The following is a 24,782-nucleotide window of genomic DNA, read 5'->3' as shown; positions in this document are numbered from 1 at the left end:
TCCTTTGCGCATTGGGTGCGCAACCAATCGTGCCACCATCCGGACGGTGAAATGCCCGGTTCAACGCTTAGAACAGCGCCGAAGCCAGCCCGCGCCGCGCTTTGGCCACCGAAGGGTCGTCGGAGGGCAGGGTCTCGAACAGGCTCAGCAGGTGGACGCGGGCCTTGTCGCGGTCGTCGCCGGCGGTCTTGCGGATCAGCGCGATGAGGCGGTCGAAGGCCTCGTCGACCTGACCGCCGAGCAGTTCGACGTCGGCCGCCTGGAGCTGCAGCGGCACGTCGACCGGCGCGGCGGCGGCGCGGGTCAGCACGTCGGACGGGTCGAGTTCGAGGGTGCGGCTGAGCAGACCGACCCCGGCGAGGCCGATCTTGGCGTCTTCGTTGCCGGGCTGACGGGTCAGCAGCCGCTGGAAGGCCTGGGCGGCGGCGTCGAGGTCGCCGTCTTCGATGGCCATGTCGGCGGCGAGCAGGTCGGGGTCGACGGCCGGCTCCTGCGGCGTGGTCTCGGCGTCGTCGTCGTCGCCGGGCGGCGGCAGCGCCACACCGAGCTGCTCGAAGACCTGGGCGATGGCCTGACGCAGTTGCGGCTCGGCCAGCGGACCCTCGAACAGCGGCATGAGCTGGCCCTGGAAGGCCAGGTAGACGGTGGGGATGGCGCGCATCCGCAGCGCCTGGGCCAGATCGGGGTTGGCCTCGACGTCGACCCTGGCCAGCAGCCAGACGCCCTTGGCCTCACCGGCGAGCTTCTCCAGTGCCCGGCTGAAATCCTGTACCTGCGCGGCGCGCGGCACCGTCGCCTCAACGACGATCGGCACCCCCATTGAGCGTTCCACGACCTCGGCCGTGAAGGTCGCGGCGTTCGCTTCGATGATCTCCGGCGCCGAACCCGGAGGGGCCGGGTTCTGCGCGGCGGTCTCCCGCCGGGCCTGCGCGTCGAGGGCCTGCTTACGGGCGCCGAGATCGATGGCCCCATAGAGCGATCCTGGTCGAGAAAAGTCCGCTGCCATAAGCCCAATCCTGCCGTATCGGCGAGGGCTCCCACTCCGCGCCCTTCAAAACCCGGGGAATCCGCGCGACACCGGCTCATGGTGTTTTTTCCGCTCCGTTACGGCTCCGCCTACCCCGGCCCCTCCCACAGCCCCCGGCGAGCGCCGGCGCCATGGCGCTCACCGCCCGCTGAGGTGCCCGCCGTCACGGCTAGAAACGGGGCGGTTCGGTGTAGGTCCCCCACTCATCCCGGAGGACGTCGCAGATCTCCCCGAGCGTGGCCTCACGACGGGCGCACTCGATCATGGGCGGCACCATGTTCCCCGACCCGCGCGCGACCTGGACGAGCTCGCGGAGCGAGGCGTCCACCGCGGCCTGGTCACGGGAGGCGCGGCGCGCGCCGAGCACCCGGTTCTGCTCCTTCTCCACCTCGTGGCTGATCCGCAGGATCTCCAGCGGCTCCTCGGTGGTGGCGGTGTGGCAGTTGACCCCCACGATCTTCTTCTCGCCCTTCTCCAGCTTCCGCTGGTAGTCGAAGGCCGCCTCGGCGATCTCCGACATGAACCAGCCGTCTTCGATCCCGCGCAGGATCCCGCCGGTCATGGTGCCGTCGGGGCCCATCGCGCGGATCTTCGCGAAGATCGCCTCGGCCTCCTCCTCCAGGCGGTCGGTCAGCGCCTCGACGTACCAGGACCCGCCCAGCGGGTCGGCCACATTGACGACCTCGATCTCCTCCATGATCACTTGCTGGGTCCGCAGCGCGATCTCGGCCGCCTTGGCCGACGGGAGGGCCAGCACCTCGTCGAGGGCGTTGGTGTGCAGCGACTGCGTGCCGCCGAGCACGGCGGCCAGGGCCTCGATGGCGGTCCTGACGATGTTGTTGTCGGGCTGCTGCGCGGTCAGCGACACCCCGGCGGTCTGGGTGTGGAAGCGCAGCCACTGGGCCTTGTCCGTCTTGGCGCCGTAGACGTCGCGCATCCACCGCGCCCAGATCCGCCGGGCGGCGCGGAACTTGGCGATCTCCTCGAAGAAGTCGAGGTGGGCGTCGAAGAAGAACGACAGGCCGGACGCGAACGCGTCGACGTCGAGCCCCCGGGAGAGGCCCAGTTCCACGTATCCGAACCCGTCGGCGAGGGTGAACGCCAGCTCCTGCGCGGCCGTGGAGCCGGCCTCGCGGATGTGGTAGCCCGAGACGGAAAGCGGCTTGTAGGCGGGGATCTCGGCCGCGCAGTACTCCATCAGGTCGCCGATGAGGCGCAGATGGGGTTCGGGGGCGAACAGCCACTCCTTCTGGGCGATGTACTCCTTGAAGATGTCGGTCTGCAGCGTCCCGTTGAGGGCGCGCGCGGGGATGCCCTGGCGTTCGGCCGCGACGACGTACATGCAGAAGATGGGCACCGCCGGACCGCTGATGGTCATCGACGTGCTCACCTCGCCCAGCGGGATGCCGTCGAACAGCAGGTCCATGTCGAGGGCGCTGTCGATCGCGACGCCGCAGTGGCCGACCTCGCCGAGCGCGCGGGGGTCGTCGGAGTCGCGGCCCATCAGGGTCGGCATGTCGAAGGCGACCGACAGGCCGCCGCCGCCCGCGCCGAGGATCATCTTGTAGCGCTCGTTGGTCTGCGTCGCGTTGCCGAAGCCGGCGAACTGACGGATCGTCCAGGGCCGGCCCCGGTAGCCGGTCGCGTGGAGACCTCTGGTGTACGGGAACTCGCCCGGCCATCCGATGCGATCGAACCTCGGGTCGGGCGCCGTCGGCCCGTAGACCGGCTCGACCGGGATCCCCGACAACGTGCGGAATTCGCGGTCGCGCTTGGGCGCGGCGTCGAATCGCGCCTGCCAACGCGACCTGCCGGAGTTGATCTCGTCCATGGAGCCCCCAGTGGTCATGTCTCCAGATACTAGGACGTCCTACTAATTACCGCCACACTTGCAGAGATCAACTCGGCAATGTCACACATTGGTAGCGAAATTCCCCAGACCTATGACACAGGGCGTTCATCACCAAATATGAGCTGCGTCCCAACGAACCTGTTTGACCCGCTGTCCACGCGCGGGTTGGAAAAGGTTTGATCTGCCCACAGGGAGGTGGCAGTGAAGCGCAGCATCGTCATCGCATCCGCCGTGGTCTTAACCGCGGCGGCGCTGACGGCGCCCGCCACGACGGCTCAGGCACACGTGCCCACCGTCGCGGCCGACACCAGCAGTGAGTACGTCGTCCTTTACAAGGAAGGCGCCAACTCCGCCGAGGCCCAGAAGGCCATCCAGGCGGCCGGCGGCTCCATCGTGAAGGTCAACACCGCCGTGGGTCTCGCCACGGTCAGCACCACCAACACCGCTTTCGCGACCGCCGTCAAGGCGAGCCCGCTGATCGAGGGGGTCGCCCACAACCGGGTCATCGGCCATGCCCCCGCGGTCAACGCGCGCGCGAAGGCCGCGCTGAAGAAGGCCGTCGAGTCCCGCGCCGTCGAGAAGGAAGGCCGCGACAACGGTCACGGCCCGCTCGGCAAGAAGTGGGGCAAGAAGCCCTCCGCCGAGCCGCTCGACGAGGCCCAGTGGGACCTCGACCAGATGAAGGCCAACGAGGCGCACAAGTACGAGACCGGCGACAAGCGGGTCCTCGTCGGCATCCTCGACACCGGCGTCGACGGCAGTCACCCCGACATCGCCCCGAACTTCAGCAACCGGCTGAGCCGCAACTTCACCACCGACGTCCCGGTCGACGCCAACGGCGACGAGATCGACGGTCCGTGTGAGGCCGAGGCCGACCAGTCGTGCAGCGACCCGGCGAACGTCGACGAAGACGGCCACGGCACGCACGTCGCCTCGTCGATCGCCTCGCCGCTCAACAAGCTGGGCATCGCGGGCGTCGCGCCGAACGTGACGATCGTCAACATCCGGGCCGGCCAGGACTCGGGCTACTTCTTCCTGCAGCCCTCGGTCGACGCCCTCACGTACGCCGGTGACATCGGCGTCGACGTCGTCAACATGAGCTACTACATCGACCCGTGGCTGTTCAACTGCACGAACAACCCGGCCGACTCCCCCGAGAACCAGGCCGAGCAGGCGACCATCATCAAGGCCACCCAGCGGGCGCTGAACTACGCGCACCGCAAGGGTGTCACCCTGGTCGGCGCCGCGGGCAACGAGGCGATCGACTACACCAAGACGAACACCGACGCAACCAGCCCCGACTTCGCCAGCGTCCCGGGTGAGGCGGCCTACGACCGCACCATCCCGCCGAGCTGCGTGTCGCTGCCGGGCGAGGGCGAGCACGTGATCTCGGTCTCCTCGACGGGCATCAGCAAGCGCAAGTCGTACTACTCGAGCTACGGCAACGGCTACATCGACGTCGCCGCCCCCGGTGGCGACACCTACGACACGCCGACCAACACCCGTGACATCACCAGGGCGACCCTCTCGGCGTACCCCGAATCGCTGGCTCGCGCCAACGAGGAGATCGACGCCGACGGCAACCCGACGGTCGAGTACGTGGTGAAGGACTGCAAGGGCCGCACCTGCGCCTACTACCAGTACCTCCAGGGCACCTCGATGGCCTCGCCGCGCGCGGCCGGCGTCGCCGCCCTGATCGTCAGCAAGTACGGACGCGCCCAGTGGGGCGGCGGCTTCGGCCTCGACCCCGACCAGGTGGAAGCCCGTCTCAAGGCGACCGCGGTCAAGACGCCGTGCCCGCCCGGCGGCGTGTACAACTACACCCGCATCACGCCGGCCGGTGCCACCATCACCGCGTCGCACACGTGTGAGGGCAACACCTTCCGGAACGGTTTCTACGGAGCCGGAATCGTGAACGCGCTGAAGGCCGTGGGCCACTAAGCCCGCACGCCTGGAAAGAGGGGCCCGTCCCGCTACCGCGGGGCGGGCCCTTCGCCGTTCCCGCTGAAGTTCTCGCTGAAGTCGCCCGCCGCCACCCGCAGGGTCTTCAGGTTGTCGAACATCGCGTGGAGGGCCGTGTCGTCGTACATGCCGAGACCGAAGTCGGCCCCCATCAGGTCGGCCGTGGCCCCCCGGACCGCCTCGCGCCCGGCGTCGGTGATCTCGGCGAGGACGCCGCGCCCGTCGTTGGGGTTGCGCATGCGCTTGACCAGCCCGGCCTTCTCCAGGCGGTCGACCGTGTTGGTCACGCTCGTCGGGTGGACCATGAGGCGTTCGCCGATCTTGGACAGCGGCAGGGAGCCGGTGCGGCTGAAGGTCAGCAGCACGAGTGCCTCGTAGCGCGCGAAGGTCAAGTCATAGGGCTTGAGCAGCGCGTCCAGTTGCGCGATCAGGATCTGGTGGGCTCTCATGATCGAGGTGACCGCGGCCATGGCGGACGACGGACCGAACCGCTCCCGCCAGGTCTCGGCGGCGCGCTCGATGGGGTCGAACGGCAGGTTGAGGGGCACGCTCCTACCGTAGCGCGGCGATAGTCCGCTTTGGGACTTCACGCACCGTGACCAAACTCAGTCCTTGACCACAAGAAGCATCCCCCAAACATTACGCTCCGTTATGGTTATCGGGGTTCGGACGGGGGGTCCTACATGGGGCGTGAGCACAGGGGCGTGTCACGCGACGAGCTGAAGCAGAGCGCGGTCGTGACGGTCACCGTGCTGCTCGCCCTCGGCCTGGTCGCGGCCTGGACGGTGCTCATCCCCGGGGTGATGGCCTGGGACAACATCGTGATCGCGGTGATCGGCTCGGTCCGGCTGACCGGCCCGGTGGCGTGCGCGTTCGCGGCCTGGGTGGCGGTGCGCAAACGCCGCGCGAAGAACCGCCCCGAAGGGTGGCGGGTGCTGAAGGCGCCGCTGGCGATCCTCGCGGTCGTGGTCGGCTCGTTCGGCGCGACCGTGCTGGTGCTGTCGCTGCGGGCGGTCACCGACGAGCAGGCGGGCCGGCTGCTGCCCAGCGGTCTGGCCATGGGCGCCGCGGGTCTGGTCCTGTACGTCGTCCTCGGCTGGCTCATCGGCTGGCTGGTGCCCTACTCGATCACGCCGATCCTCGCCGGTCTCACCGTCTACGCCTCGTTCACGTGGATCGCCGCCCGCACCACCTGGGCCGACCGGCTGGCGCCGGGCACCCGGGAGCCCTACGACCTCTTCGAGGGCCTGAGCACCACCGCGTTCATCGACCAGACCCTGTGGCTGCTGGGCCTCAGCCTGGCGCTGCTGATGGGCTGGACGGCCGTGGTCACCCGCCACTCGCTGGCGCTGGCCGCCGCGATGCTGTCGGTGCTGGCCGCCGGGGTCGGCGTCGCCCGGCTGGTCTCCGACCACCGTCCGCACCTGGGCCAGGTGGCCTACTCGTGCCAGGACTGGCCGATCACGGTGTGCGTCCACCCGGGCATGCGGGAGGGCCTGCCCGAGCTGGGCACCACCTTCACCGGCATCGCGGCGCGGCTGAGCGGCACCCCGGCGGCGTTCAACCGCGTCGAACAGCACTCCCGCAGGGCCGGCGAGACGTTCCAGAGCGGCGTGATCCCGATCCACGTCGACGACCTCGGCGCCGGCTACGCCGACCGCGCCGCCCGCGAGTTCGTCGAACGCCTCTCCCGTCCCTGCCCCGCGCAGCGCAGCGCCGGATACCGCGAGATCGTGCTGGCCTGGCTGCGCGGCGAACCCCTCCCGCCGGGCGAATACCCCGAACACCAGACCGCCTCGGCCTGGTTCGCCGTGCTCACCGAACAGCAGCGCCGCGAGTGGCTGCGCATGTACTACACCGACTTCGCCAACTGCCGGTTGCAGGCCGCCCACTTCGGCGCGGCGGCGTACACCCACCCGATTCCGAGTCCCACCGTCATGTCTGGCCCACAAGCGAGGTGAAAGGGCGGTCTTTGCGGGAAGATGTCCCACCGTGACCGGACAGACTCGCGCACCGCTCTCGCACCCCGCCCCCGTCAAACGCGGCCCACGCCGCGCCTGGCGCTGGCTCGCCGCGCTGTTGTTCGCCGCGCTGCTCCTCGTGGTGGGCGGCCGGCTGGCCTGGACCTGGCTCGACCCCTTCGGAGAAGAGTCCATCGACCGCAGCCAGCCCGCGCTGCTCCAGTCGATCCAGAACATGAGCCGCTACCAGGCCGCGACCGGGAACTTCCAGGTCATCGTCGACCTGGAGAAGGACGCGGCCTTCCTGCCCGACGCCGTCAAGGGCAGCCGCACGCTGTTCGTCGGCGCCGGCACCGTCGACGCCTACGTGGAGTTCGGCGGCCTCACCGGCGAGGCCGTCACCGTCTCGGAAGACCGCAAGTCGGTGACGGTGACCCTCCCCCACGCCCAGTTGGAGAAGCCCAGCCTCGACAACAGCCGCTCCTACGTCTACGCCCAGGAGCGCGGCCTGATCGACCGCGCGCAGGACTTCCTGTCGTCGAACCCGCCCAGCCAGCAGGAGCTCTACGTCCTGGCCGAGAAGAAGATCACCGAGGCCGCGACCTCCAGTGACCTGCGCAACCGCGCCGACCAGAACACCAAGTCGGCCATCGAGGGCATGATGAAGGCCCTGGGCTTCACCAACGTCACCATCAAATACGGCCCCGAGCCGTAAGCCTCAGATGTAGCCCCACTTCTCGGAGACGTCCCGGAGCATCTCGGGGATCTCCTCCGGGGCCGGCAGGGCGCGGCCGGGCTGGACCCGGCCTGACTGGATCTTGTCGCGCCAGTCGCCGATGCCCTTGGTGAAGTCGGTCGGCTTGTTGTGGCGGCCGTAGTCGAGCATCGCGTCTTCGAACGGGATCAGCAGCGTGGCGCACAGAGCCCGGAGCTCACCCTCGGGGTCGGTGGTCAGCTTCTCGTAGCTGATCTCGTGACCGGGCAGGCGGTGGCGGGCCTCCTCCAGATACTTCATGTACTGGTAGGTGTGGCGCACCGCCTCGTGCATCGGCCGCCTCTCCGGGTCGGCCTCGTGCCACGAACGCGCGATCGACAGCGGATGACGCAGCAAAAAGACGAACCGGGCGTCGGGCCAGCAGATCGACAGGCGCTTCCAGGCGAACACGTTGCTCGGGGTCTTCTCCACCAGGATCGGCTTGCCCGAGCGGACCAGCTCCCGATGCAGCAACCGGTCCCACAGCAGGTGCTCGACATCGCTCTGGTTGTGACCGAGCGCCTCGACCGCCTGCCGGGCCGGCTCGGTCGTCAGGTTGGTCGATATCCGGCGGAAGTGGGTCTCAATAGGCGAGTGCAAATAGGAATGGCTGTTCATCATCGCCCGCAGCAGAGTCGACCCTGAACGGGGCGGGGAGAGGATGAACACCGGTGCGCGCAACAACCGGTCTGACTCCAGATCGGCCGGCGGACGGGCCACGTCACCGTCGAGCCGCTTCGGCATCGCGGGGGCCATCGGCTTCGGCGGCGGAGCCGGCCGTGCGGGCAACTTCTGGCGCTGGATCGAGTACCCGGTTACGCCCTCAAGGGTCGAATTGACCACTTGCTTCCACTTCATGGCTGGCAACGTAGGCACACCAAGTTAATCGGGGGTGAACTTCGACTGGGAAACGCCGAAGTCGGTCAAAGGTCGGCGATCAAATCGTCAGCGGCAGTATAAGGGTCGGAAACGCCGTCCAACACGTGTTGTGCCAGACGGTCTAGCCGCAGGTCACGGGCCGGATGACCGAATCTCGCCTGGAGTGCGCGCAGCGCCACGGCCTGGATCTCGTCGCGGGCCCGCGCCAGGCGTCTGGCCCTTCCCTCACCTGTTACATGGAGATGACGGGCGTGGTCGTCGAGGGCTTTCAGCAGGTCGCCGATCCCCTCGTCGCGGACGGCCACCGTCGGCACCACCGGAGGCCGCCACGGCGCGTGCCCGAGGGCGATCATGTTGCGCAGGTCGCGCACGGTCGACTGGGCGCCGTCACGGTCGGCCTTGTTGACGACGAACACGTCGGCGATCTCCAGGATGCCCGCCTTGGCGGCCTGCACCCCGTCGCCCATCCCTGGGGCCAGCAGCACGACGGTGGTGTCGGCGAGCGCGCGGACGTCCACCTCCGCCTGCCCGACCCCGACGGTCTCGATCAGCACGACGTCGAACCCGGCCGCGTCCAAGACGCGCAGGGCCTGGGGAACCGCCCACGACAGGCCGCCCAGATGGCCGCGCGTCGCCATCGAACGGATGTAGACGCCGTCGTCGAGCGCGTGGTCCTGCATGCGCACCCGGTCGCCGAGCAGCGCGCCGCCGGTGAACGGCGACGAGGGGTCGACGGCCAGCACACCCACCTTGTCGCCTCTGGCCCGCAGCGCCTTGACCAGCGCCGCCGTGGAGGTCGACTTGCCGACGCCGGGTGAGCCGGTCAGGCCGATGACGCGGGCGTGACCGGGCGCCTTCAGCGCTTTCGCGGCCTCGCGCAGGTCGGCGTCCGAGCCGCTCTCGACCAGGGAGATGAGGCGCGCGACCGCGCGGGTGTTGCCGGCGCGCGCCTTGTCGACGAGCTCTCTCACGCGGGGACGTCGATGATCAGGGCGTCGCCCTGGCCGCCGCCGCCGCACAGGCCCGCCGCGCCCCGGCCGCCGCCCCGGCGGCGCAGCTCGTGGGCCAGGGCCAGCACGATCCGGGCGCCCGACGCACCGATCGGGTGGCCGAGCGCGATGCCGCCGCCGTTGACATTCACCTTGTCGAGGGAGATGTCCAGGTCCTTCGCCGACTGGATGACGACCTGGGCGAACGCCTCGTTGATCTCGACCAGGTCGAGGTCGCCGGTCGTGAGGCCCTGCTTGGCCAGGGCCTGGGCGATGGCGTTGGCGGGCTGCGACTGCAGCGAGTTGTCGGGGCCGGCGACGTTGCCGTGGGCGCCGATCTCGGCCAGCCAGGTCAGGCCCAGCTCCTCGGCCTTGGCCTTGGACATCACGACGACCGCGCAGGCGCCGTCGGAGATCTGCGACGCCGAACCGGCGGTGATGGTGCCGTCCGCGGTGAAGGCGGGACGCAGCTTCGCCAGTTTCTCGGCCGTGGTGTCGGGGCGGACGCCCTCGTCGGTGGTGAACTCGTCGTGCTTGAGGGGGACGGCGACGATCTCGTCGTCGAAGACGCCGTTCTTGATGGCGGCCGCGGCGAGCTGGTGGGAGCGGGCGGCGAAGGCGTCCTGCTCCTCGCGCGAGATCTTGAGGCGGGCGTTGTGGCGCTCGGTCGACTCGCCCATCGCGATCTGGTCGTAGGCGTCGGTGAGACCGTCGAACGCCATCGAGTCGAGGATCTCGGCCGAACCGTATTTGACGCCCTTGCGCAACCCGGGAAGAAGGTGCGGCGCGTTGGACATCGATTCCATGCCGCCGGCGACGACGATGTCAAACTCTCCGGCCCTGATGAGCTGGTCGGCCAGCGCGATGGCGTCGAGACCCGACAGGCACACCTTGTTGATCGTCAGGGACGGCACCGACATGGGGATGCCACCCCTAACCGCCGCCTGACGTGAGGGCAACTGACCCGTGCCGGCCTGGAGGACCTGCCCCATGATCACGTACTGTACGTCTGAAGGTGCGACGCCGGCCCGCTGAAGTGCGGCCTTGATGGCGACGCCACCGAGTTCGACGGCGGTAAGACCGGAGAGTGCGCCGAGCAGACGACCGATGGGCGTGCGAGCTCCGGCGACGATGACGGAACCAGACATTGGAGGGCCTCCTACGCGATATGGGGGCGACGATGTCACCATACCCAGCAGTATTTGGCGCTTGGTCAAGGAGGGTCCTCGCATGTTTCTACGGATCGACCACGTGGGCATCGCATGCCACAACCTGGAAGAGAAGATCGGGTTCTACGAGTCGACCTTCGGCCTCATCGTGGTGAGCCGCGAGGTCAACGAGGCGCAGGGGGTCCGCGAGGCCATGCTGCACGTCGCCGACGGCGAGGGTGGAACGAGCTATGTGCAGCTGCTGGAACCCCTCAGCCCGGAGAGCGCCGTCGGCAAGTTCCTGGCCAAACGAGGTGAGGGCGTACACCACATCGGTTACGGAGTGGAAGACGTCAGCAAGGCTATGGCGGAAATCGCCACAAAAGGCGTCAGACTGATTGATGAACGCCCACGTCACGGCTCTATGGGTGCCTCAATCGCGTTTCTCCACCCGAAGGATGTGGGAGGAGTGCTGACAGAGCTGGTCGAGGCTCCGAGGGCGTAATGGAACGTAAGAAAGGTTCATACGTAACAAGTCGCGCAGAAAGTCCGTGGAGGCCTCCAACGCCGCACGCGCGGAGTACGCTGGCCTTCCACCGGACGTGGATCCCACCGTATTGGGCTCCTCGCCTCGGATGTCCGAAACCCCCCGTCCGGCCCGTGTAGCCGTCTCGACAACCCAGGATCGAGCCTCATGCAGTCCGACATCGATGCCCAGCTCAACAATTTCTTCGAAGACGCCCCCTCTCGGGAATTCGACGTGGTGCTTCGCGGCTATGACCGGCACCAGGTCCACGACCACTTGAAGCAGCTCGACACTGATTTGCGACAGGCGCGTGAGCAGGTCGGATCGCTCCAGCGTGAAGTGTCCGACTCGCAGCGTCAGCTCCAGGAGCAGGAACGTCCGACCTACTCGGGCCTGGGCGCTCGGATCGAGCAGCTGCTTCGTCTGGCCGAAGAACAGGCCACCGAGCTGGTGCAGGCGGCGCGGTCGGAGGCCAACGAGATCAAGGCCGCCGCCAAGGTCGACGCCGCCGACACTCGCGCCGCCGCCGAGAACGAGGCCGCCGAGAAGCGCGCGCTCGCCACTCGCGAGGCCGACGAGATGCGCACCGCGGCCGAGCGCGACGCCGAGGAGATCCGGGGCACGGCGAAGCGCGAGACCGACGAGCTGACCAACACCACCGAGCGTGAGATCGCCAAGCAGCGCGCCACGGCCGACCACGAGGTCGCCGAGAAGCGCGCCGACGCCGAGCGTGAGATCGCCAAGCTTCGCACCACCACCGAGCGTGAGGTCGCGCAGCTCCGCGCCAGCACCAAGCGTGAGCGCGATGAGATCCTCACGACCGCCAAGCGCCAGGCCGACGAGATGCGCGCCCAGGCCCAGCGGGTCCTCGAAGAGTCCGAGGCCAAGCGCGCCCAGGACGAAGCCGAGTTCGAGATCCAGCTGGCCAGCCGTCGTGAAGACGCCGAGCGCCAGGAGGCCGAGCGCCACGCCACCGCGCAGGCCAACACCCAGAAGCTCGTCGCCGAGGCAGAGCAGCGCGCGGCCACGGCCGAGCAGCGCGCCACCAAGGCCACCCAGCAGGCCGAGCAGACCCGGCGCGAGGCCGACACCCACGCCAAGCAGCTGCTCGCGAACGCCCGCAAGAACGCCGACCAGCTGGTCGCCGAGGCCAAGTCGAGCGCCGACACAATAACGACCGACGCGAAGAACGAGGCCGAGCGCACCCGCAGCTCGATGCAGCGCCAGGTCGACGAACTGACCCGTCAGCGCGACAGCATCACGAGCCACCTCGCCCAGCTCCGCCAGCTCCTCGGCGGCGCCGCCCTCCCGGGCATGGAGCCGGAACACGCGCCCGTCGCGCCCGCGCCCGTCAAGCCCGCCCTGTCGGCGGCCCCGCCCATCGAACACCCCAAGCCCGCCCCGAAGCCCACCCCGCCTCCGGCGGCGGCCAAGGCCGACGACGACGCTGAGTGGTGGCAGGAGTAAGCCGATTCACGCATCGATCTCGGGGTGAACGGCTACACGACAAAAAGGCCCGGCGGGTAACCGCCGGGCCTTTTTGTTTTCGGGGACGACCCCTCGACCCCCCGCTGAGACAGGGGTAAACCGCTACTTCAGCGGTGGATGTGGCGAGTACGGTGTGGCTGTGGCCGGTGATCGTGTGCGGCGGCGGCTCACGGAGACAGACGCACGGACGCGAAGGAGCGGATGGTGCCAGGCGCTGTACTGCGAGGGGTGACTCTGGACTGTGCCGACCCGCGGACGCTGGCGGGCTTCTACGGTGCGCTGACCGGGATGCGGGAACTCTTCAGTACCGACGAGTTCGTCGCTCTGACGGACGACTCCGGCTGTGATCTGGGATTCCAGAGGGTTGACGGATACCGGGCTCCGCAGTGGCCGGGTCAGGACGTGCCGCAACAGTTCCACCTGGATTTCCGCGCTGACGACCTCGATGCCACGGAAGAGCTGGCTCTGGAACTCGGCGCGGCCAAACCGGACCATCAGCCCGGCGGTGGACGCTGGCGGGTGCTCTTGGATCCGGCCGGCCACCCCTTCTGCCTGACCTCTTCCTGACATCACCGCCGTTGACAGGTATCCCCCGTCAGACGCCGCGAGCGGTTCATCAGCTAGTCCTCCGGTCCGGCCCGCGTGACGCCACAGTGAGCCGTCGCCGGTGACGCGGGAGCGGCTGGTCGGCGCCGGCTGCGGCGCGTGGCGGGGGCGGCGGTCGGGGCCGGGGTAGGCGGAGCCGTAACGGAGAATCTAGATCCAGCCCTTGCGCGCCGCCTGGACACCCGCCTGGAAGCGCCCGGTCGCGCCGAGCCGGCTGAGGAGGGTCGCGATGCGGCGGCGCAGGGTGCGTTCGGAGATGCCCAGCTGGCGCAGGATCGCCTCGTCCTTCATGCCGACCGCGAGCAGTTCGAGGATCTGCTGGTCGACCCCGTCGATCGCGCCCGTGCCGTTGCCCCACACGGGGGAGGCCTCCCGCCACAGTGTCTCGAAGAGCGCGACGAGCGCGTTGGTGAGTGCGCTGCGTCCGACCACGACCGAGGTGAACCGGACCCCTTCCTCCCGATCGGTGAGGGGCAGCAGCGCGGTGGAGCGGTCGACCAGGATGAGCTTGATCGGCACTTCGGCCAGCACTCTGGCCTGCTCCCCCAGCGCGGTCACCTGCCGGATCTCGTCGAGCTTCTTGGGGATGTCGAGCACCAGCGACGAGTAGAGCGCCCGCACCCGGACCCCGCGCGCCAGCGCCGACGACTCGGCGGCGATGGAGGTGCCGCTGGTGGCGTAGGGCGGGGTGTCGATGGCCAGAATCTCCTCCTGGGCCCCCGCGAGCAGTTCGGCCACCTTGCGCCCGGCCGCGGCGGCGCTCTCGACGACCTCGATGACCCGCCCAGGGTCGGCCCGCAGCAGGCCCTCCTGGAAGTCGGTGGCCAGTTCCTCGGCCTCGACGGCGAGCCGGTCGAGTTCGGCCCGGCGGCGTCTGATCGCCGACCCGATCGACATCCGGGGGTCGGCGGGCCGGAACCCGTAGAGCGGGTCGGACTCCATCAGTCCGGTTTCCTCAAGATGCGCCGACGCGGCCTCGACGGCCGCCGGGGAGGATTCCAGGCGTCGCGCCGCCTCATCCGGCGTGATCTTGGGGTCACGCAGGAGGAGCCGGTAGAGGCGCTCTTCGAGGGAGCTCAGTCCGATGGCTTCCCACATGGGACAACCTTGGCAGATTCCGGTCACTGACCGGTACCGGCCACCACAATTCACGCAATCCATGTGGAATTCACGTCATCGTTGAAGCGTCTTCAGACCGGTGGCGCCGGTCCTAGAGGGAGGAAGACAAGTGCGGCCGGCGTTGAGGGAGGCGCCGGCCGTTCTTTTCTCCGCAGAACATGAGGAATGATCACTTTCTCGCCGGAGAAATTCACATCGGCGCGTCGACCACGGCGTAGACGACCTTGCCGCCGGTGACCGGCCAGCGGTAGCCCCAGCGCCGGGTGAGCAGGACGACGAGCATGAGGCCTCGGCCGCCGATGTCGTCGGGTCCGGGGTCCAGGAGCCTGGGCGGCTGCCGTTCGGCGTCCCAGACCTCCACGACGACTCCCGGGTCCACTCGATAGACACCCAGGGCGACCTGCCCGTCAGGATCGCTCACCTTCACCGCGTTGGAGATCAGCTCGGCGGTGACCAGTTCGGCCGTCTCCGCCAGGTCGCCCAGGTCCCACGCGCCGAGCAGGACGTGGACCCGGTCGCGGGCCAGCGCGGCCGACCTCGGATGAGCGGGGAGCAGTGCGTATCGCGTCGCGACTTCGAGTGCCATGTGCGCATACCACCCGCCCGATCGGAACTCTCTTTTACGACATTTAGCTCGAGAATGACATTCCACCGCTTGCCATATTCCTGAGCGTAAGCATCCCTACACTCGGAGTCAGCGTCCATTCACCCGCTGTCCAGTCGTGTCCCGTCAAGCGCAGGACAGCGTTCCCCCCTGAGGGCAGGGAGCTGTGCGCAATATGGAGTCATTCGGCGAGGCGCTTCGCCGCCTGAGAGGTGACCTCTCCATTCGTGGCCTCGCCCGCCGGGCCAACTGTTCTCCCAGTTACATCTCCGCCCTCGAATTCGGGAAGAACATCCCCAGTTCGCAGGTGGTCGCGGCGATCGACGCCGCCCTGGGAGCCGGCGGCGAGTTGATCGAGCTGCACGACATGGAGGTGGGTCCGACGGAAAGACGCGAGGCGCTCGGCCTGATCGGGATCGTGCTGGGGGGCGCATCCGGAGCCCTCCCGGCGGCCGACGGGCTGGAACGCATCCGGATGCTGGTCGAACGCAGGTTGGGCGGCCCCGACCTCGCCTTCTGGGAGGAAGTCGCCTGGGAGCACTCCCACGGCGTCGGCGCCCACCCCGCCACCGACGGGATAGGGCGCCTCTCCGCCGACGTGCTGGCCCTGGAGACGGCGCTGACGCACGTACCGGGCAATCCCCTGCCGTGGGCCCGGGTACGCACCCGGCTGCTCTACCTGCTCGCCTACGCGCTCGCCGGGGCCGGTCGCGAACACGAGTCGCGGCACTGGTGGGCCGCCGCCCGCCGCGCCGCCGTCTCCGCTGGCGACGACATGCGCGCGTTCGTCTCCGCCCAGGAGGCGATCCAGGCCCTGTACGAGAAGAGGCCGCTCCCCCTGGTGCTGTCCCGGGCCGCCGAGGCTCTCGCCGGCGACCGGCCGTCTCTGGCGAGGGCGCGGGCGCTGGGCGCACGGGCCCACGCGAGAGCCCTGATGGGCGACCTGCCCGCCGCCTACGCCGACCTCGACGAGCAGGCCAGGGTCTTCGACCGGCTGCCCGCCGAGGTGACCGGCGACGCCGTGTCGGCCGAGGGCTGGCCGGTCACCCGCCTGCTGCACAGCCGCTCGCTCGTCTTCAGCCTGACCGGTCATCCCGGCGCCATCCGGGCCCAGGCGGAGGCCATCACCGCCTACCCGCCCGGCACGGTCCGCCCGGTCGCCCAGATCAGGCTGCACGAGGCGATGTCGATCGTCCGAGCCGGCGAGGTCGAAGCCGGGCTCGCCCACGCGGAGAAGGCGCTGACCGTAGCCCAATCCGCCGGATATTCCTGTTTTGTGGGGCAGCTGGCGACTATGGTCGCGGATCAGGCGCCCGCCGGACACGAGGCACTGCTCTCCTTCCGCGACCGGGTCGCCGGCTTACGCGGAGGCATCACGTGAACGTCACCTTCACCCACCTGACCGGCCCCGACGCGGCGGTCGTCGTCAACGACGCCTACACCGCCGTCTACACCCTCATCCGGGCCGAACCCCCTTACAGCTCGGGCCCCCTCTACCACCCCGACCGTTATCGCGACCGCACCGGCAGCCAGCTCGACCGGCCGGGATTCACCCTGGTCGCGGTCGAAGACGGAGAAACGCTCGCCGGATTCGCATTCGGTTTCTCCATACCGGCGGGCGGATGGTGGGGCGGCGAAACGACCCCCGGCCGGCCGGAGATCGTCGAGGCGCCGAAATTCGCGGTCATCGAGCTGAATCTCCGCGTCGAATATCGCGGCCGGGGAATCGGCAAACGCCTGCTCACCGAATTACTCAACGGCCGCGATGAGCCTTATGCGACATTGCTGTCACTTCCCGAAGCGGCCGCTCACGACATTTATGAGCATTGGGGCTGGAACGTCACCGGCACCTGCCGCCCCGCCCCCGACACCATGGTCGCCGACGTCATGGTGCTGGAGCTGTAGCGCCCGCCACCACGCTCCTCCAGCGGGCGTCGTGGTCGGCCGATCCGGCCAGGCGGCGCTCGTCGTGTCCGTCGACGGCAAACCGGACCTCGATCTCCTGGACCTGGAACGGGCGCAGACCCGCGGCCAGGCCGACGGACACCCCTCCGACGATCATTCCGAGGAGGGCGGAGCCGAGGCTGAGCCTCACCCGATCTCGGTGAGGAAGCCGGAGACGGCGCGGTTGAAGGTCTCCGGGGTTTCGATGGCCGACAGGTGGCCGGCTCGGTTGATCACCACCAGCCTGCCGTCGGGCAGGACCTTCGCCATCGCCTCGGCGTCGCCCGGCGGGGTCAGTTTGTCTTCGTCGCCCACGATGACCAGCGTCGGGACGTTCAGGGCGCGCAGGGTGTCGAAGGAGTCGGGGCGGGCCGCCATAGCGCGCTGGGCCCAGGCCGCCGCCTGCGCGGGAGCCGCGCCGACGAGGCCGCGGACCCGGCCGACGACCATGCCGCGCTTCTCCAGGGACGTGGTGCCGAGCAGGTTGGGGACCGACTCGAGGAGGTCTCCCCCGTCGAGCAGGCTCTGCGCCACGGTCTCGCGGTTCTCCGCCGCCTCGGGGGAGTCGGCGGACGCCTTCGTGTTGGCCAGGATCACCCCGGAAAGGCGCTCGGGATGACGCCGGGCCAGGGCCATCGTGACGTAGCCGCCCATCGACAGACCGCCGACGACCGCCTTGTCGAGGCTCAGTGCGTCGAGGAGTTCGGCCACGTCGTCGGCCATGGCGTCGACCGACGGCTCGTCGTCGCCGAGCTTCGACCCGCCGAAGCCGCGCAGGTCGGGCGTGATGACCTGGCGACCTTCCGCCAGGCCGGCTCGCTGGGCGAGCCACATGGCGGACGACAACGGGAAGCCGTGCAGGAGCACGAGCGGGGGGCCGGTTCCGGCCGTACGGGTATGCAACTTCACCACGTCACCGTAGCCCTGTCTGTCGCGAAGTCACCACTCGTTGTCAGACCTCGGTAAGGAGCGGGGCCTTGGCCGGATTCAGTCGTTCGACGATGTGGTCGAGCACGATCCGGACATACGGCTCGCCCACCCACAGGTGTTTGGCGCCCTCGACCCCGATGACCTCGGCCTGCGGGACCCGCTTGAAGCGCTGCGCCGCCTCTTCCGGCCGCAGGTAGTCGTCGAACTCCGGCACCAGCGCGACCAGCGGCTTGCCGAACTCGGCCCAGGCGTCGAGGTCGGCGTCGGTGGCCCGCTTGAGCGGCGGCGACAGCAGGATCGCGCCCTCGACGAACGGGTCACGCCCCCACCGCAGCGCCAGTTCGGTGCCGAACGACCAGCCGAGCAGCCAGGGCCGGGGCAGGTCGTTGAACTCGGCGAACTCCAGCGCGGCGGCGACGTCGAGCCGCTCCCCCACGCCGTCTTCGAACGAGCCCTGGGAGGTGCCGCGCTCGGAGGAGGTGCCCCGGGTGTTGAACCGCAGCACCGCGATGTCGGCCAGGGCGGGCAGCCGGAACGACGCCTTACGCAGGACGTGACTGTCCATCATGCCGCCGTGGGTCGGCAGCGGGTGGAGGCAGACGAGCGTGGCGACGGGCGGCGCGGTCTCGGGCACCGCCAGCTCGCCCACCAGGGTCAGCTCGTCGGCGGTGTTCAATTCGACGTCCTGCCGGCGGGCGGGTAGCACCGTCGACGCCCGGATCTCCACTGTTGTCGTCTCCTCTTTCAGTAGCGGGTGCGGCCGGGGCCGCGGTTGAGGCGGCTGCGCCAGCACGAGGTGTGCCAGTGGCGGCGTTCCTCCTCGCCCCCGGCCCAGTGGGGCCAGCTCACGATGTGGGGAGTACCCGGACGGATCTCCTGATCACATCCCGGGCACCGGTAGATCCGGTCGGCGGCGCCGCCGGTGACCGTGCGGACGACCCAGTCGCCGTCGGCGGCCTCCTCGACACGATCGACCCCGGCGGGACGGATCGGCCCTTTGGGGGATTCGTCGGCTCGGCGGGCGCGGCGGGGGCTCATACGTCCTATTCTTCCAGCTCGGGAAAGCTGTCGAGAGACCGCATCCGGAGAGCGCCGATCGTCTCGAACGGCCCCGAACGGTAACCGCAGCCCAGCTTCATGGCCTCGTCGATGTCGTCCTGGGAGGCGTAACCGCTGGTGAACATGTCGATGGCGTCCACCAGATAGGGCCGCAGCAGGATCATGGCGTCGAAGCCCTCTTCGGTCTCCGGCTTCCCGTCGTAGAAGCCGCCGCCGGTCTTGCGGCCCAGCCTGCCCTCCTTGACGAGGTCGGCCAGGATCTTCGCCGGCTCGTGGCGCGGGTCGCCGCCGTCGCGGTGCAGCACCAGGCAGATCTCGTAGGCGGTGTCGAGTCCGATGAGGTCGAGCAGGGCGAAGGGACCCATCGGAAGTCCGGCCTGTACGACCATCGCGGTGTCGATCGCCTCCTTCGAGGCGACCTCGTGATCGAGCAGCCGGCAGGCGTGGTTCAGATAGCCCAGCAGCAGGCGGTTGACCACGAAACCTGGTCTGTCCCCGACGACCACCGGGTGCTTCCCGAGCCGGCGGGCGAGGGCCGCGACCTCGTCGGTGACGGTGCTGTGGGCCGTGCCGATGACCTCGACGAGCTTCATGACCGGCGCGGGATTGAAGAAGTGCATGCCCACGACCTGGGAGGGCCGCCCGGTCTGCCGGGCGATCTCGGTGACGCTCAGCGACGAGGTGTTGGTGGCCAGGATCGCCGACGGTTTGCAGATGCGGTCGAGGTCGGCGAACAGGGGCAGCTTGAGCTCCATGAGCTCGGGGATGGCCTCGATGACCAGGTCGGCCTCGGCGAAGGCCCGCCTATCGGTCGAGAGGGTGATCCTGTGCAGGATCGTCTTCTGCTCCTCGACGGTGAGCTTGCCCCGGGCGATCGCCCGGCCGGTCGAGTTCTCCAGATGATCGCGTCCGCGCTTCAGCGTCTCCCCATCGGTCTCCACCCCGATGACCGCCAGGCCCGCGCGGGCGAAGACCTCGGCGATACCCGCACCCATCAGGCCAAGTCCGGCAACCCCAACGGTCTCCATGCGACCCACCTCCTCCACCGCAGTCTTCCAGAGCCGTTTTCGCCGGTAAGGTTCGGGCATGCGGCTGGTCATCGCGCGATGCAGCGTGGATTACGTGGGGCGGCTGACGGCACACCTGCCGATGGCCCCCAGGCTCATCCTCATCAAGGCCGACGGCAGCGTGTCGATCCACTGCGACGACCGCGCCTTCAAGCCCCTGAACTGGATGAACCCACCGTGCAAGATCCGCGAGGACGACGGCACCTGGACGGTCACCCACAGCAAGACCGGCGAGAAGCTGATCCTCACGATGGAAGAGATCACGCACGACTCCCGGCACGAGCTCGGCGTCGACCCCGGCCTGCAGAAAGACGGCGTGGAATCCCACCTCCAGGAGCTCCTGGCCGAGCACATCACTACCCTGGGCGCGGGCTACACGCTGGTCCGGCGTGAATACATGACCGCGATCGGCCCGGTCGACATCCTCTGCCGCGACCAGTCGGGCGCGACGGTGGCCGTCGAGATCAAGCGCAGGGGCGAGATCGACGGCGTCGAGCAGCTCACCCGCTACCTCGAACTGCTCAACCGCGACCCCCGCCTGGCTCCGGTACGCGGCGTCTTCGCCGCCCAGGAGATCAAGCCCCAGGCCAAGGTGCTGGCCAACGACCGGGGCATCGACTGCGTGACCCTCGACTACGACGGCCTGCGCGGCATCGAACCCGAGAACCCGACCCTCTTCTAGGAGCACCGCTCGCGGAGGGTCGCGACACCGGGGCCTGCGAGATCGTCCAGGAAGACCGGACGCCCGGCCATGCCCATGATCAGCGCCAGCGTTGGCCCGGTCACGAGCGGGCCCGAACCGGTGGCGAACTCGCCGTCGGTCGCCTCCAGGCGCAGGCCGGCGATGCGTTCCTTGGCCGGGACGACCATGTCGCTGCCCGCGTAATAGCCGGCCAGCAGGGTCAGCGTCGCGATCGGGTGGTCGTGCCGGATGCCCAGCGGGCGGCGGATGTCGGTGCCGTGCACGATCGCCTCCCCCAGCAGCGCGATCACCGGCAGCGGCGCCTTGACGGTGCTGGTCACCACCCGGCGGAACCGGTCGAGCGTCTCCTGCGGGGAGTCCCCGAGCTGCTCGGCCAGCCGATCGGCGACCATCGCGTCGAAGTCGAACCGACGGCGGATCACCCCCGCCATCCAGCGCACGGGGTTGAGGCTCGCCCCGGCGGTGAGATGGGCGAGCACCTCCCGCACGGTCAGGCCGGAACACAGGGAGGGGGTCGCCCACCGGTCATCGGTGAGCGAGCCGAGATCGGCGGCCAGGGCGGCCCGCTCGGCATGGACGAGCGGCCAGATCGCGGATTTTGTCACCCTGGTCACACTAGATCGAAAATGGGGTCCTCCATTCGGAGGACCCTCCGGTCGACCGGTCGTAGGTCCCGGCGATCAGGCGATTTCGCGACGATTTACCCATGACGACAGCGATCCACGTTCGCGGCCTGACCAAACGCTACGGCGAGGTCCAAGCCGTCGGGGGCCTGGACCTCGACATACGCACCGGCGAAGTGTTCGCCATCCTCGGCCCCAACGGGGCCGGCAAGTCCACCACCGTCGAGATCCTCGAGGGCTACCGCAAGCGCGACGCCGGCGAGGTCACGGTCCTCGGCGTCGACCCCGGCCACGCCACGTCGGCGTGGCGGGCCAAGGTGGGCATCGTGTTACAGACCGCCAACGACGCGGCGGAGCTCACCGTCCGCGAGACGGTCCGGCACTTCGCCCGCTACTACCCGAACAGCCGGGACCCGGAGGAGGTCATCGCCCAGGTCGGGCTGACCGAGAAGGCCGGGGCGCGGATCCGCCAGCTCTCCGGCGGTCAGCGGCGGCGGGTCGACGTCGCTCTGGGCATCATCGGCCGCCCCGAGCTGGTCTTCCTCGACGAACCCACGACCGGCTTCGACCCGGAGGCCCGCCGTCAGTTCTGGGACCTGATCAGGATGCTGGCCGCCGAGGGCACCACGATCGTGCTGACCACCCACTACCTCGACGAGGCCGAGGCGCTCGCCGACCGGGTCGCGGTCATCGCCAAGGGGCGCATCGTCGCCGAGGGCACCCCCTCGACCCTGGGTGGACGCGCCACCGCCAGCGCGCGGATCACCTGGGCCGACGGCTACGCCGAGACCGACACCCCCACGGCGTTCGTGCGCACCCTCTCCGACAAGTACGACGGGGAGATCCCGGGTCTCCAGGTCGTCCGCCCCTCGCTCGAAGACATCTACCTGGACCTGATCGGGGACGCACGATGACCGCCACCCTCAGCATCGGCTTCGCCCGCGCGGCACTGGAGACCAAGCTCTTCTTCCGGCAGCGCGACGCGGTGATCTTCACCTTCTCCTTCCCGATCATCCTGCTGGCCCTGTTCGGCTCGATCTTCTCGGGCGACCTGGAGGGCACCGGCATCACCGTCGCGCAGCTCTACTCGGCCGGGCTGATAGGCGCGGGCGTGATGGGGGTCGCCTTCCAGACCCTCGGCATCGGCATCGCCATCGACCGCGACGACGGCACCCTCAAGCGCCTGGCCGGCACGCCGATGCCGCGGGCCGCCTACTTCGTCGGCAAACTGCTCAGCTCGCTGGTGCTCGGCCTGATCGAGGTGGCCCTGCTCCTGGCCATCGCGGTGTTCCTGTTCGACCTCGAACTTCCCACCGACGTCACCCGATGGGTGACACTGGTCTGGGTGCTCACGCTCGGCCTGGCCGGCGCGGCTCTCCTGGGGATCGCGGTCAGCAACCTGCCGCGCAACGCCAAGAGCGCGGCCGCCGTGATCTCGATGCCCTACGTGATCCTCCAGTTCATCTCCGGTGTCTACATCCCCTTCACGGAGCTCCCCTCATGGCTGAACAACGTCGCGGCGATCTTCCCGCTGAAGTGGATGTGCCAGGGCCTGCGCTCGGTGTTCCTGGGGGACGCGGGGGCGTCCCTGGAACTGACGGGCTCCTACGAGCTGCCGAAGGTGGCGCTGGTGCTGGGACTGTGGCTGGTCGGCGGGCTGGTGCTGTGCCTGCTGACGTTCCGGTGGACCAACCGCGGCGAGAGCTGAGGGCGTTCCGGGGAAGGCGGCCCGAGGTCCGGGCCGCCTTCCCCGGCGAGTCCAACGCCTGGGAGTCGTTCTGGGGCTGGGAGCTGCTGTTCGGCCTCGCCTGGGCGGTCGCCCTGGTCTTCGTCCTGGTCGACGAGTCGGCCTCCGGCGGGGCGAAGGCCGCGACGATCGGCCTGATGCTCGTCTGCGCGGTCTTCTACGTCGTGGTCGGCCGCCGGTCGCTGATGCGCGAGGAGGAGGACAGCGTCCAGGCGCTGCTCTACGTGCTCCTGGTGATCCTGGCGTTCATCCCGGCCACGCTGATCGTGCCCAACGCCACGTTCGGCCTGTTCGCGATCTGCCCGCAGCTGTTCATGCTGCTGAGCGTGCGGCCGGCGGCCCTGGCGACGGTGACTCTCAACCTGGCCCCGGCCATCCGCTTCTTCGGCGAGCCGCTGATGACGGTCGGGGACCTGATCAGGTTCGGCGGCACCACCGTGATCGCGATCACCTTCTCGGTGGTGTTCGGGCCGTGGATCACCCGGATCATCCGCCAGAGCGCCGAACGCGCCGACCTGATCCGGCAGCTGGAGGCCAGCGAGGCCGAGGTGGCGCGGTTGTCGATCGAGAAGGGTGTGCTGGCCGAGCGGGAGCGGCTGGCCGGGGAGATCCACGACACGATCGCGCAGGGGTTCACCAGCATCATCATGCTCATCCAGGCCGCCCAGGCCGGGCGCGATCCGGCGCGGCATCTGAGTCTGGCCGTACAGACGGCCCGGGAGAACCTGGCCGAGGCCCGCGCGCTGGTCGCGGCCCTCAGCCCGGCGCCGCTCGACGGATCCACCCTCGACGACGCGCTGCGGCGGCTGTCGACGCGGCTGTCGGAGGAGATCGGCGTCACCGTGTCCCACACGGTCGACGGCGAGTCGCGCAAGCTGCCCCCGAGCAGCGAGGTGGTGCTGATCAGGACCACGCAGGAGGCGCTGGCCAACGTCCGCAAGCACGCCGCGGCCCGGTCCGTGAAAGTTTCAGTCGAGTACGGCTCCGCCGAGGTCACTCTGACGGTCCGCGACGACGGCATCGGCTTCGACCCAGCGACGGGGGCCGGGTTCGGCCTCCGGGGCATGCGCACCAGAATCGAACAGCAGGGCGGGCTCCTCGACGTGAGGAGCGCGCCCGGAGAAGGGGCGTCGGTGCACGTGACGCTGCCGATGGGAGAGAAATGATCCGGCTCATGATCGTCGACGATCACCCGGTGGTCCGTGAGGGCCTGCGCGGGATGATCGACGGCCACGAGGACATCAGCGTCGTGGGCGAGGCGGGGTCGGGCGACGAGGCCGTCGTGCGGGCCCGCGAGCTCACGCCCGACGTCGTGCTGATGGACCTGCGGATGCCCGGCGGCGACGGGGTGGGCGCGACGAGCCGTATTCTGGCCGGTCAGCCGGGCGCCCGGGTGATCGTGCTGACCACCTACGAGACCGACCAGGACATAGTGCGGGCCGTCGAGGCCGGCGCGGCCGGCTATCTGCTGAAGGACACCTCGCGCGCCGACCTGCTGGGCGCGATCAAGGCCGCGGCGCGGGGCGAAACAGTCTTGTCACCAAGTGTGGCGACCAGATTGGTGACCCGGATGCGGGCACCCGTAATCGAGTCACTGTCACCCCGGGAGACCGAGGTACTGTCTCTGGTGGCGCGCGGACTGACCAACGGGGAGATCGGCCGGGAGTTGTTCATCAGCGAGACGACCGTGAAGACCCATCTCCTGCGGGTGTTCGGCAAGCTGGGCGTCTCCGACCGGACGGCCGCCGTCACCACGGCGCTGCACCGGGGTCTGCTTTAGTGACATCCGATAAC

Annotated in this window: 27 protein-coding genes; 13 read left to right on the top strand and 14 right to left on the bottom strand. The window is 69.2% G+C overall.

Going from position 1 to position 24,782, the window contains the following annotated elements; translation table 11 throughout:
• Positions 1-67: 67 nt before the first annotated feature.
• On the bottom strand, positions 68-1,006 hold the full coding sequence (locus tag AW272_RS32520) for a tetratricopeptide repeat protein (protein ID WP_066373336.1): 939 nt from the start codon (positions 1,004-1,006) through the stop codon (positions 68-70).
• A gap of 190 nt (positions 1,007-1,196) precedes the next feature.
• Entirely contained in the window at positions 1,197-2,876 is a 1,680-nt protein-coding gene (gene icmA / locus AW272_RS32515) for a coenzyme B12-dependent isobutyryl-CoA mutase large subunit (RefSeq protein ID WP_245657843.1), read from the bottom strand.
• A 204-nt stretch (positions 2,877-3,080) separates the two neighbouring features.
• Between icmA and AW272_RS32510 the strand changes: the two genes are divergently transcribed.
• Positions 3,081-4,820 carry a S8 family serine peptidase gene (locus AW272_RS32510; RefSeq protein ID WP_066373333.1) on the top strand — a complete coding sequence of 580 codons (1,740 nt, stop codon included), beginning with the start codon at positions 3,081-3,083 and terminating at the stop codon, positions 4,818-4,820.
• 32 nt (positions 4,821-4,852) lie between these two features.
• Here AW272_RS32510 and AW272_RS32505 read toward each other — a convergent pair whose 3' ends face one another.
• Positions 4,853-5,389 carry a MarR family transcriptional regulator gene (locus AW272_RS32505; protein WP_066373332.1) on the bottom strand — a complete coding sequence of 179 codons (537 nt, stop codon included), beginning with the start codon at positions 5,387-5,389 and terminating at the stop codon, positions 4,853-4,855.
• Positions 5,390-5,524: 135 nt separating this feature from the next.
• On the opposite strand from AW272_RS32505, the gene AW272_RS32500 reads away from it, so the two are divergent.
• Both AW272_RS32500 and AW272_RS32495 read left to right on the top strand, forming a co-directional pair.
• Complete coding sequence (locus AW272_RS32500; protein ID WP_157518951.1) at positions 5,525-6,802, top strand: hypothetical protein; 1,278 nt, start codon at positions 5,525-5,527, stop codon at positions 6,800-6,802.
• Between the two features lie 31 nt (positions 6,803-6,833).
• Positions 6,834-7,517, top strand: coding sequence for a DUF4230 domain-containing protein (locus AW272_RS32495; RefSeq protein ID WP_066373328.1), 684 nt, complete (start codon positions 6,834-6,836; stop codon positions 7,515-7,517).
• Between the two features lie 3 nt (positions 7,518-7,520).
• On the opposite strand, the gene AW272_RS32490 is transcribed toward AW272_RS32495, so the two are convergent.
• From AW272_RS32490 to AW272_RS32480, 3 genes are all read right to left on the bottom strand, one after another.
• Positions 7,521-8,414: a sulfotransferase family protein gene (locus AW272_RS32490; protein ID WP_066373326.1), complete on the bottom strand. Its 894-nt coding sequence runs from the start codon at positions 8,412-8,414 to the stop codon at positions 7,521-7,523.
• A gap of 65 nt (positions 8,415-8,479) precedes the next feature.
• On the bottom strand, positions 8,480-9,406 hold the full coding sequence (gene meaB, locus AW272_RS32485) for a methylmalonyl Co-A mutase-associated GTPase MeaB (protein ID WP_066373325.1): 927 nt from the start codon (positions 9,404-9,406) through the stop codon (positions 8,480-8,482).
• Complete coding sequence (locus AW272_RS32480; protein ID WP_066373323.1) at positions 9,403-10,572, bottom strand: acetyl-CoA C-acetyltransferase; 1,170 nt, start codon at positions 10,570-10,572, stop codon at positions 9,403-9,405. The genes meaB and AW272_RS32480 overlap by 4 nt, the downstream gene beginning before the upstream one ends.
• 82 nt (positions 10,573-10,654) lie before the next feature.
• On the opposite strand from AW272_RS32480, the gene mce reads away from it, so the two are divergent.
• The 3 genes from mce to AW272_RS32465 all read left to right on the top strand — a co-directional run bounded on the left by mce (position 10,655) and on the right by AW272_RS32465 (position 13,153).
• Positions 10,655-11,077: a methylmalonyl-CoA epimerase gene (mce, locus tag AW272_RS32475; RefSeq protein WP_066373322.1), complete on the top strand. Its 423-nt coding sequence runs from the start codon at positions 10,655-10,657 to the stop codon at positions 11,075-11,077.
• Positions 11,078-11,266: 189 nt separating this feature from the next.
• The gene (locus tag AW272_RS32470; protein WP_066373321.1) at positions 11,267-12,565 is read left to right on the top strand and encodes a DivIVA domain-containing protein; all 1,299 of its coding nucleotides are present in this window, start codon (positions 11,267-11,269) and stop codon (positions 12,563-12,565) included.
• Between the two features lie 222 nt (positions 12,566-12,787).
• Positions 12,788-13,153 (top strand): VOC family protein, encoded by a 366-nt coding sequence (locus AW272_RS32465; RefSeq protein ID WP_174551876.1) that lies wholly within the window; start codon positions 12,788-12,790, stop codon positions 13,151-13,153.
• Between the two features lie 189 nt (positions 13,154-13,342).
• Here the strand turns inward: AW272_RS32465 and AW272_RS32460 are convergent, their stop codons facing one another.
• Together AW272_RS32460 and AW272_RS32455 are read right to left on the bottom strand one after the other, a co-directional pair.
• Entirely contained in the window at positions 13,343-14,290 is a 948-nt protein-coding gene (locus AW272_RS32460; RefSeq protein WP_066373319.1) for a LuxR C-terminal-related transcriptional regulator, read from the bottom strand.
• A 211-nt stretch (positions 14,291-14,501) separates the two neighbouring features.
• Complete coding sequence (locus tag AW272_RS32455) at positions 14,502-14,897, bottom strand: ATP-binding protein (RefSeq protein WP_066373318.1); 396 nt, start codon at positions 14,895-14,897, stop codon at positions 14,502-14,504.
• 193 nt (positions 14,898-15,090) lie between these two features.
• Between AW272_RS32455 and AW272_RS43630 the strand changes: the two genes are divergently transcribed.
• Positions 15,091-16,296, top strand: a complete 1,206-nt coding sequence (locus AW272_RS43630; RefSeq protein WP_066373316.1) for a helix-turn-helix domain-containing protein — start codon at positions 15,091-15,093, stop codon at positions 16,294-16,296.
• The gene (locus tag AW272_RS43625) at positions 16,293-16,820 is read left to right on the top strand and encodes a GNAT family N-acetyltransferase (protein ID WP_066373314.1); all 528 of its coding nucleotides are present in this window, start codon (positions 16,293-16,295) and stop codon (positions 16,818-16,820) included. Before AW272_RS43630 ends, AW272_RS43625 begins: the two co-directional genes overlap by 4 nt.
• Here AW272_RS43625 and AW272_RS32440 read toward each other — a convergent pair.
• From AW272_RS32440 to AW272_RS32420, 5 genes are read right to left on the bottom strand one after another with little or no spacing between them, the layout of a single operon-like run.
• Complete coding sequence (locus AW272_RS32440) at positions 16,801-17,010, bottom strand: hypothetical protein (RefSeq protein WP_066373312.1); 210 nt, start codon at positions 17,008-17,010, stop codon at positions 16,801-16,803. The two genes, AW272_RS43625 and AW272_RS32440, sit on opposite strands and share 20 nt — an antisense overlap.
• Positions 17,007-17,768: an alpha/beta fold hydrolase gene (locus tag AW272_RS32435; RefSeq protein ID WP_066373615.1), complete on the bottom strand. Its 762-nt coding sequence runs from the start codon at positions 17,766-17,768 to the stop codon at positions 17,007-17,009. Before AW272_RS32435 ends, AW272_RS32440 begins: the two co-directional genes overlap by 4 nt.
• A 43-nt stretch (positions 17,769-17,811) precedes the next feature.
• Positions 17,812-18,516 carry an alpha/beta hydrolase gene (locus AW272_RS32430; protein ID WP_066373310.1) on the bottom strand — a complete coding sequence of 235 codons (705 nt, stop codon included), beginning with the start codon at positions 18,514-18,516 and terminating at the stop codon, positions 17,812-17,814.
• 17 nt (positions 18,517-18,533) lie between these two features.
• The gene (locus tag AW272_RS32425; protein WP_066373308.1) at positions 18,534-18,827 is read right to left on the bottom strand and encodes an Rv1322 family protein; all 294 of its coding nucleotides are present in this window, start codon (positions 18,825-18,827) and stop codon (positions 18,534-18,536) included.
• 5 nt (positions 18,828-18,832) lie between these two features.
• A complete protein-coding gene (locus AW272_RS32420) occupies positions 18,833-19,876 on the bottom strand; it encodes a 3-hydroxyacyl-CoA dehydrogenase (protein WP_066373306.1) in 1,044 nt (347 codons plus the stop codon).
• A gap of 58 nt (positions 19,877-19,934) precedes the next feature.
• Here AW272_RS32420 and nucS point away from each other — a divergent pair, with 58 nt between their 5' ends.
• Positions 19,935-20,597, top strand: a complete 663-nt coding sequence (gene nucS, locus AW272_RS32415; protein WP_066373305.1) for an endonuclease NucS — start codon at positions 19,935-19,937, stop codon at positions 20,595-20,597.
• Here nucS and AW272_RS32410 read toward each other — a convergent pair.
• The gene (locus AW272_RS32410) at positions 20,594-21,223 is read right to left on the bottom strand and encodes a maleylpyruvate isomerase family mycothiol-dependent enzyme (protein ID WP_083958973.1); all 630 of its coding nucleotides are present in this window, start codon (positions 21,221-21,223) and stop codon (positions 20,594-20,596) included. The two genes, nucS and AW272_RS32410, sit on opposite strands and share 4 nt — an antisense overlap.
• A 101-nt stretch (positions 21,224-21,324) precedes the next feature.
• On the opposite strand from AW272_RS32410, the gene AW272_RS32405 reads away from it, so the two are divergent.
• The 4 genes from AW272_RS32405 to AW272_RS32390 are packed head-to-tail and all read left to right on the top strand — an operon-like array spanning position 21,325 to position 24,768.
• Positions 21,325-22,155, top strand: a complete 831-nt coding sequence (locus tag AW272_RS32405; RefSeq protein WP_174551875.1) for an ABC transporter ATP-binding protein — start codon at positions 21,325-21,327, stop codon at positions 22,153-22,155.
• The gene (locus AW272_RS32400) at positions 22,152-22,949 is read left to right on the top strand and encodes an ABC transporter permease (protein ID WP_066373301.1); all 798 of its coding nucleotides are present in this window, start codon (positions 22,152-22,154) and stop codon (positions 22,947-22,949) included. Before AW272_RS32405 ends, AW272_RS32400 begins: the two co-directional genes overlap by 4 nt.
• Positions 22,925-24,154 carry a sensor histidine kinase gene (locus AW272_RS32395; RefSeq protein ID WP_083958949.1) on the top strand — a complete coding sequence of 410 codons (1,230 nt, stop codon included), beginning with the start codon at positions 22,925-22,927 and terminating at the stop codon, positions 24,152-24,154. Before AW272_RS32400 ends, AW272_RS32395 begins: the two co-directional genes overlap by 25 nt.
• Positions 24,151-24,768, top strand: coding sequence for a response regulator (locus AW272_RS32390; RefSeq protein WP_066373297.1), 618 nt, complete (start codon positions 24,151-24,153; stop codon positions 24,766-24,768). Before AW272_RS32395 ends, AW272_RS32390 begins: the two co-directional genes overlap by 4 nt.
• The last annotated feature ends 14 nt before the right edge of the window (positions 24,769-24,782 follow it).

Origin of the sequence: Herbidospora mongoliensis, from assembly GCF_001570545.1 — a bacterium.
Classification (GTDB): Bacteria; Actinomycetota; Actinomycetes; order Streptosporangiales; family Streptosporangiaceae; genus Herbidospora; species Herbidospora mongoliensis.
The sequence above is the reverse complement of the archived record's forward strand: the minus strand, read 5'-3'. Positions and strand labels throughout refer to the sequence as shown.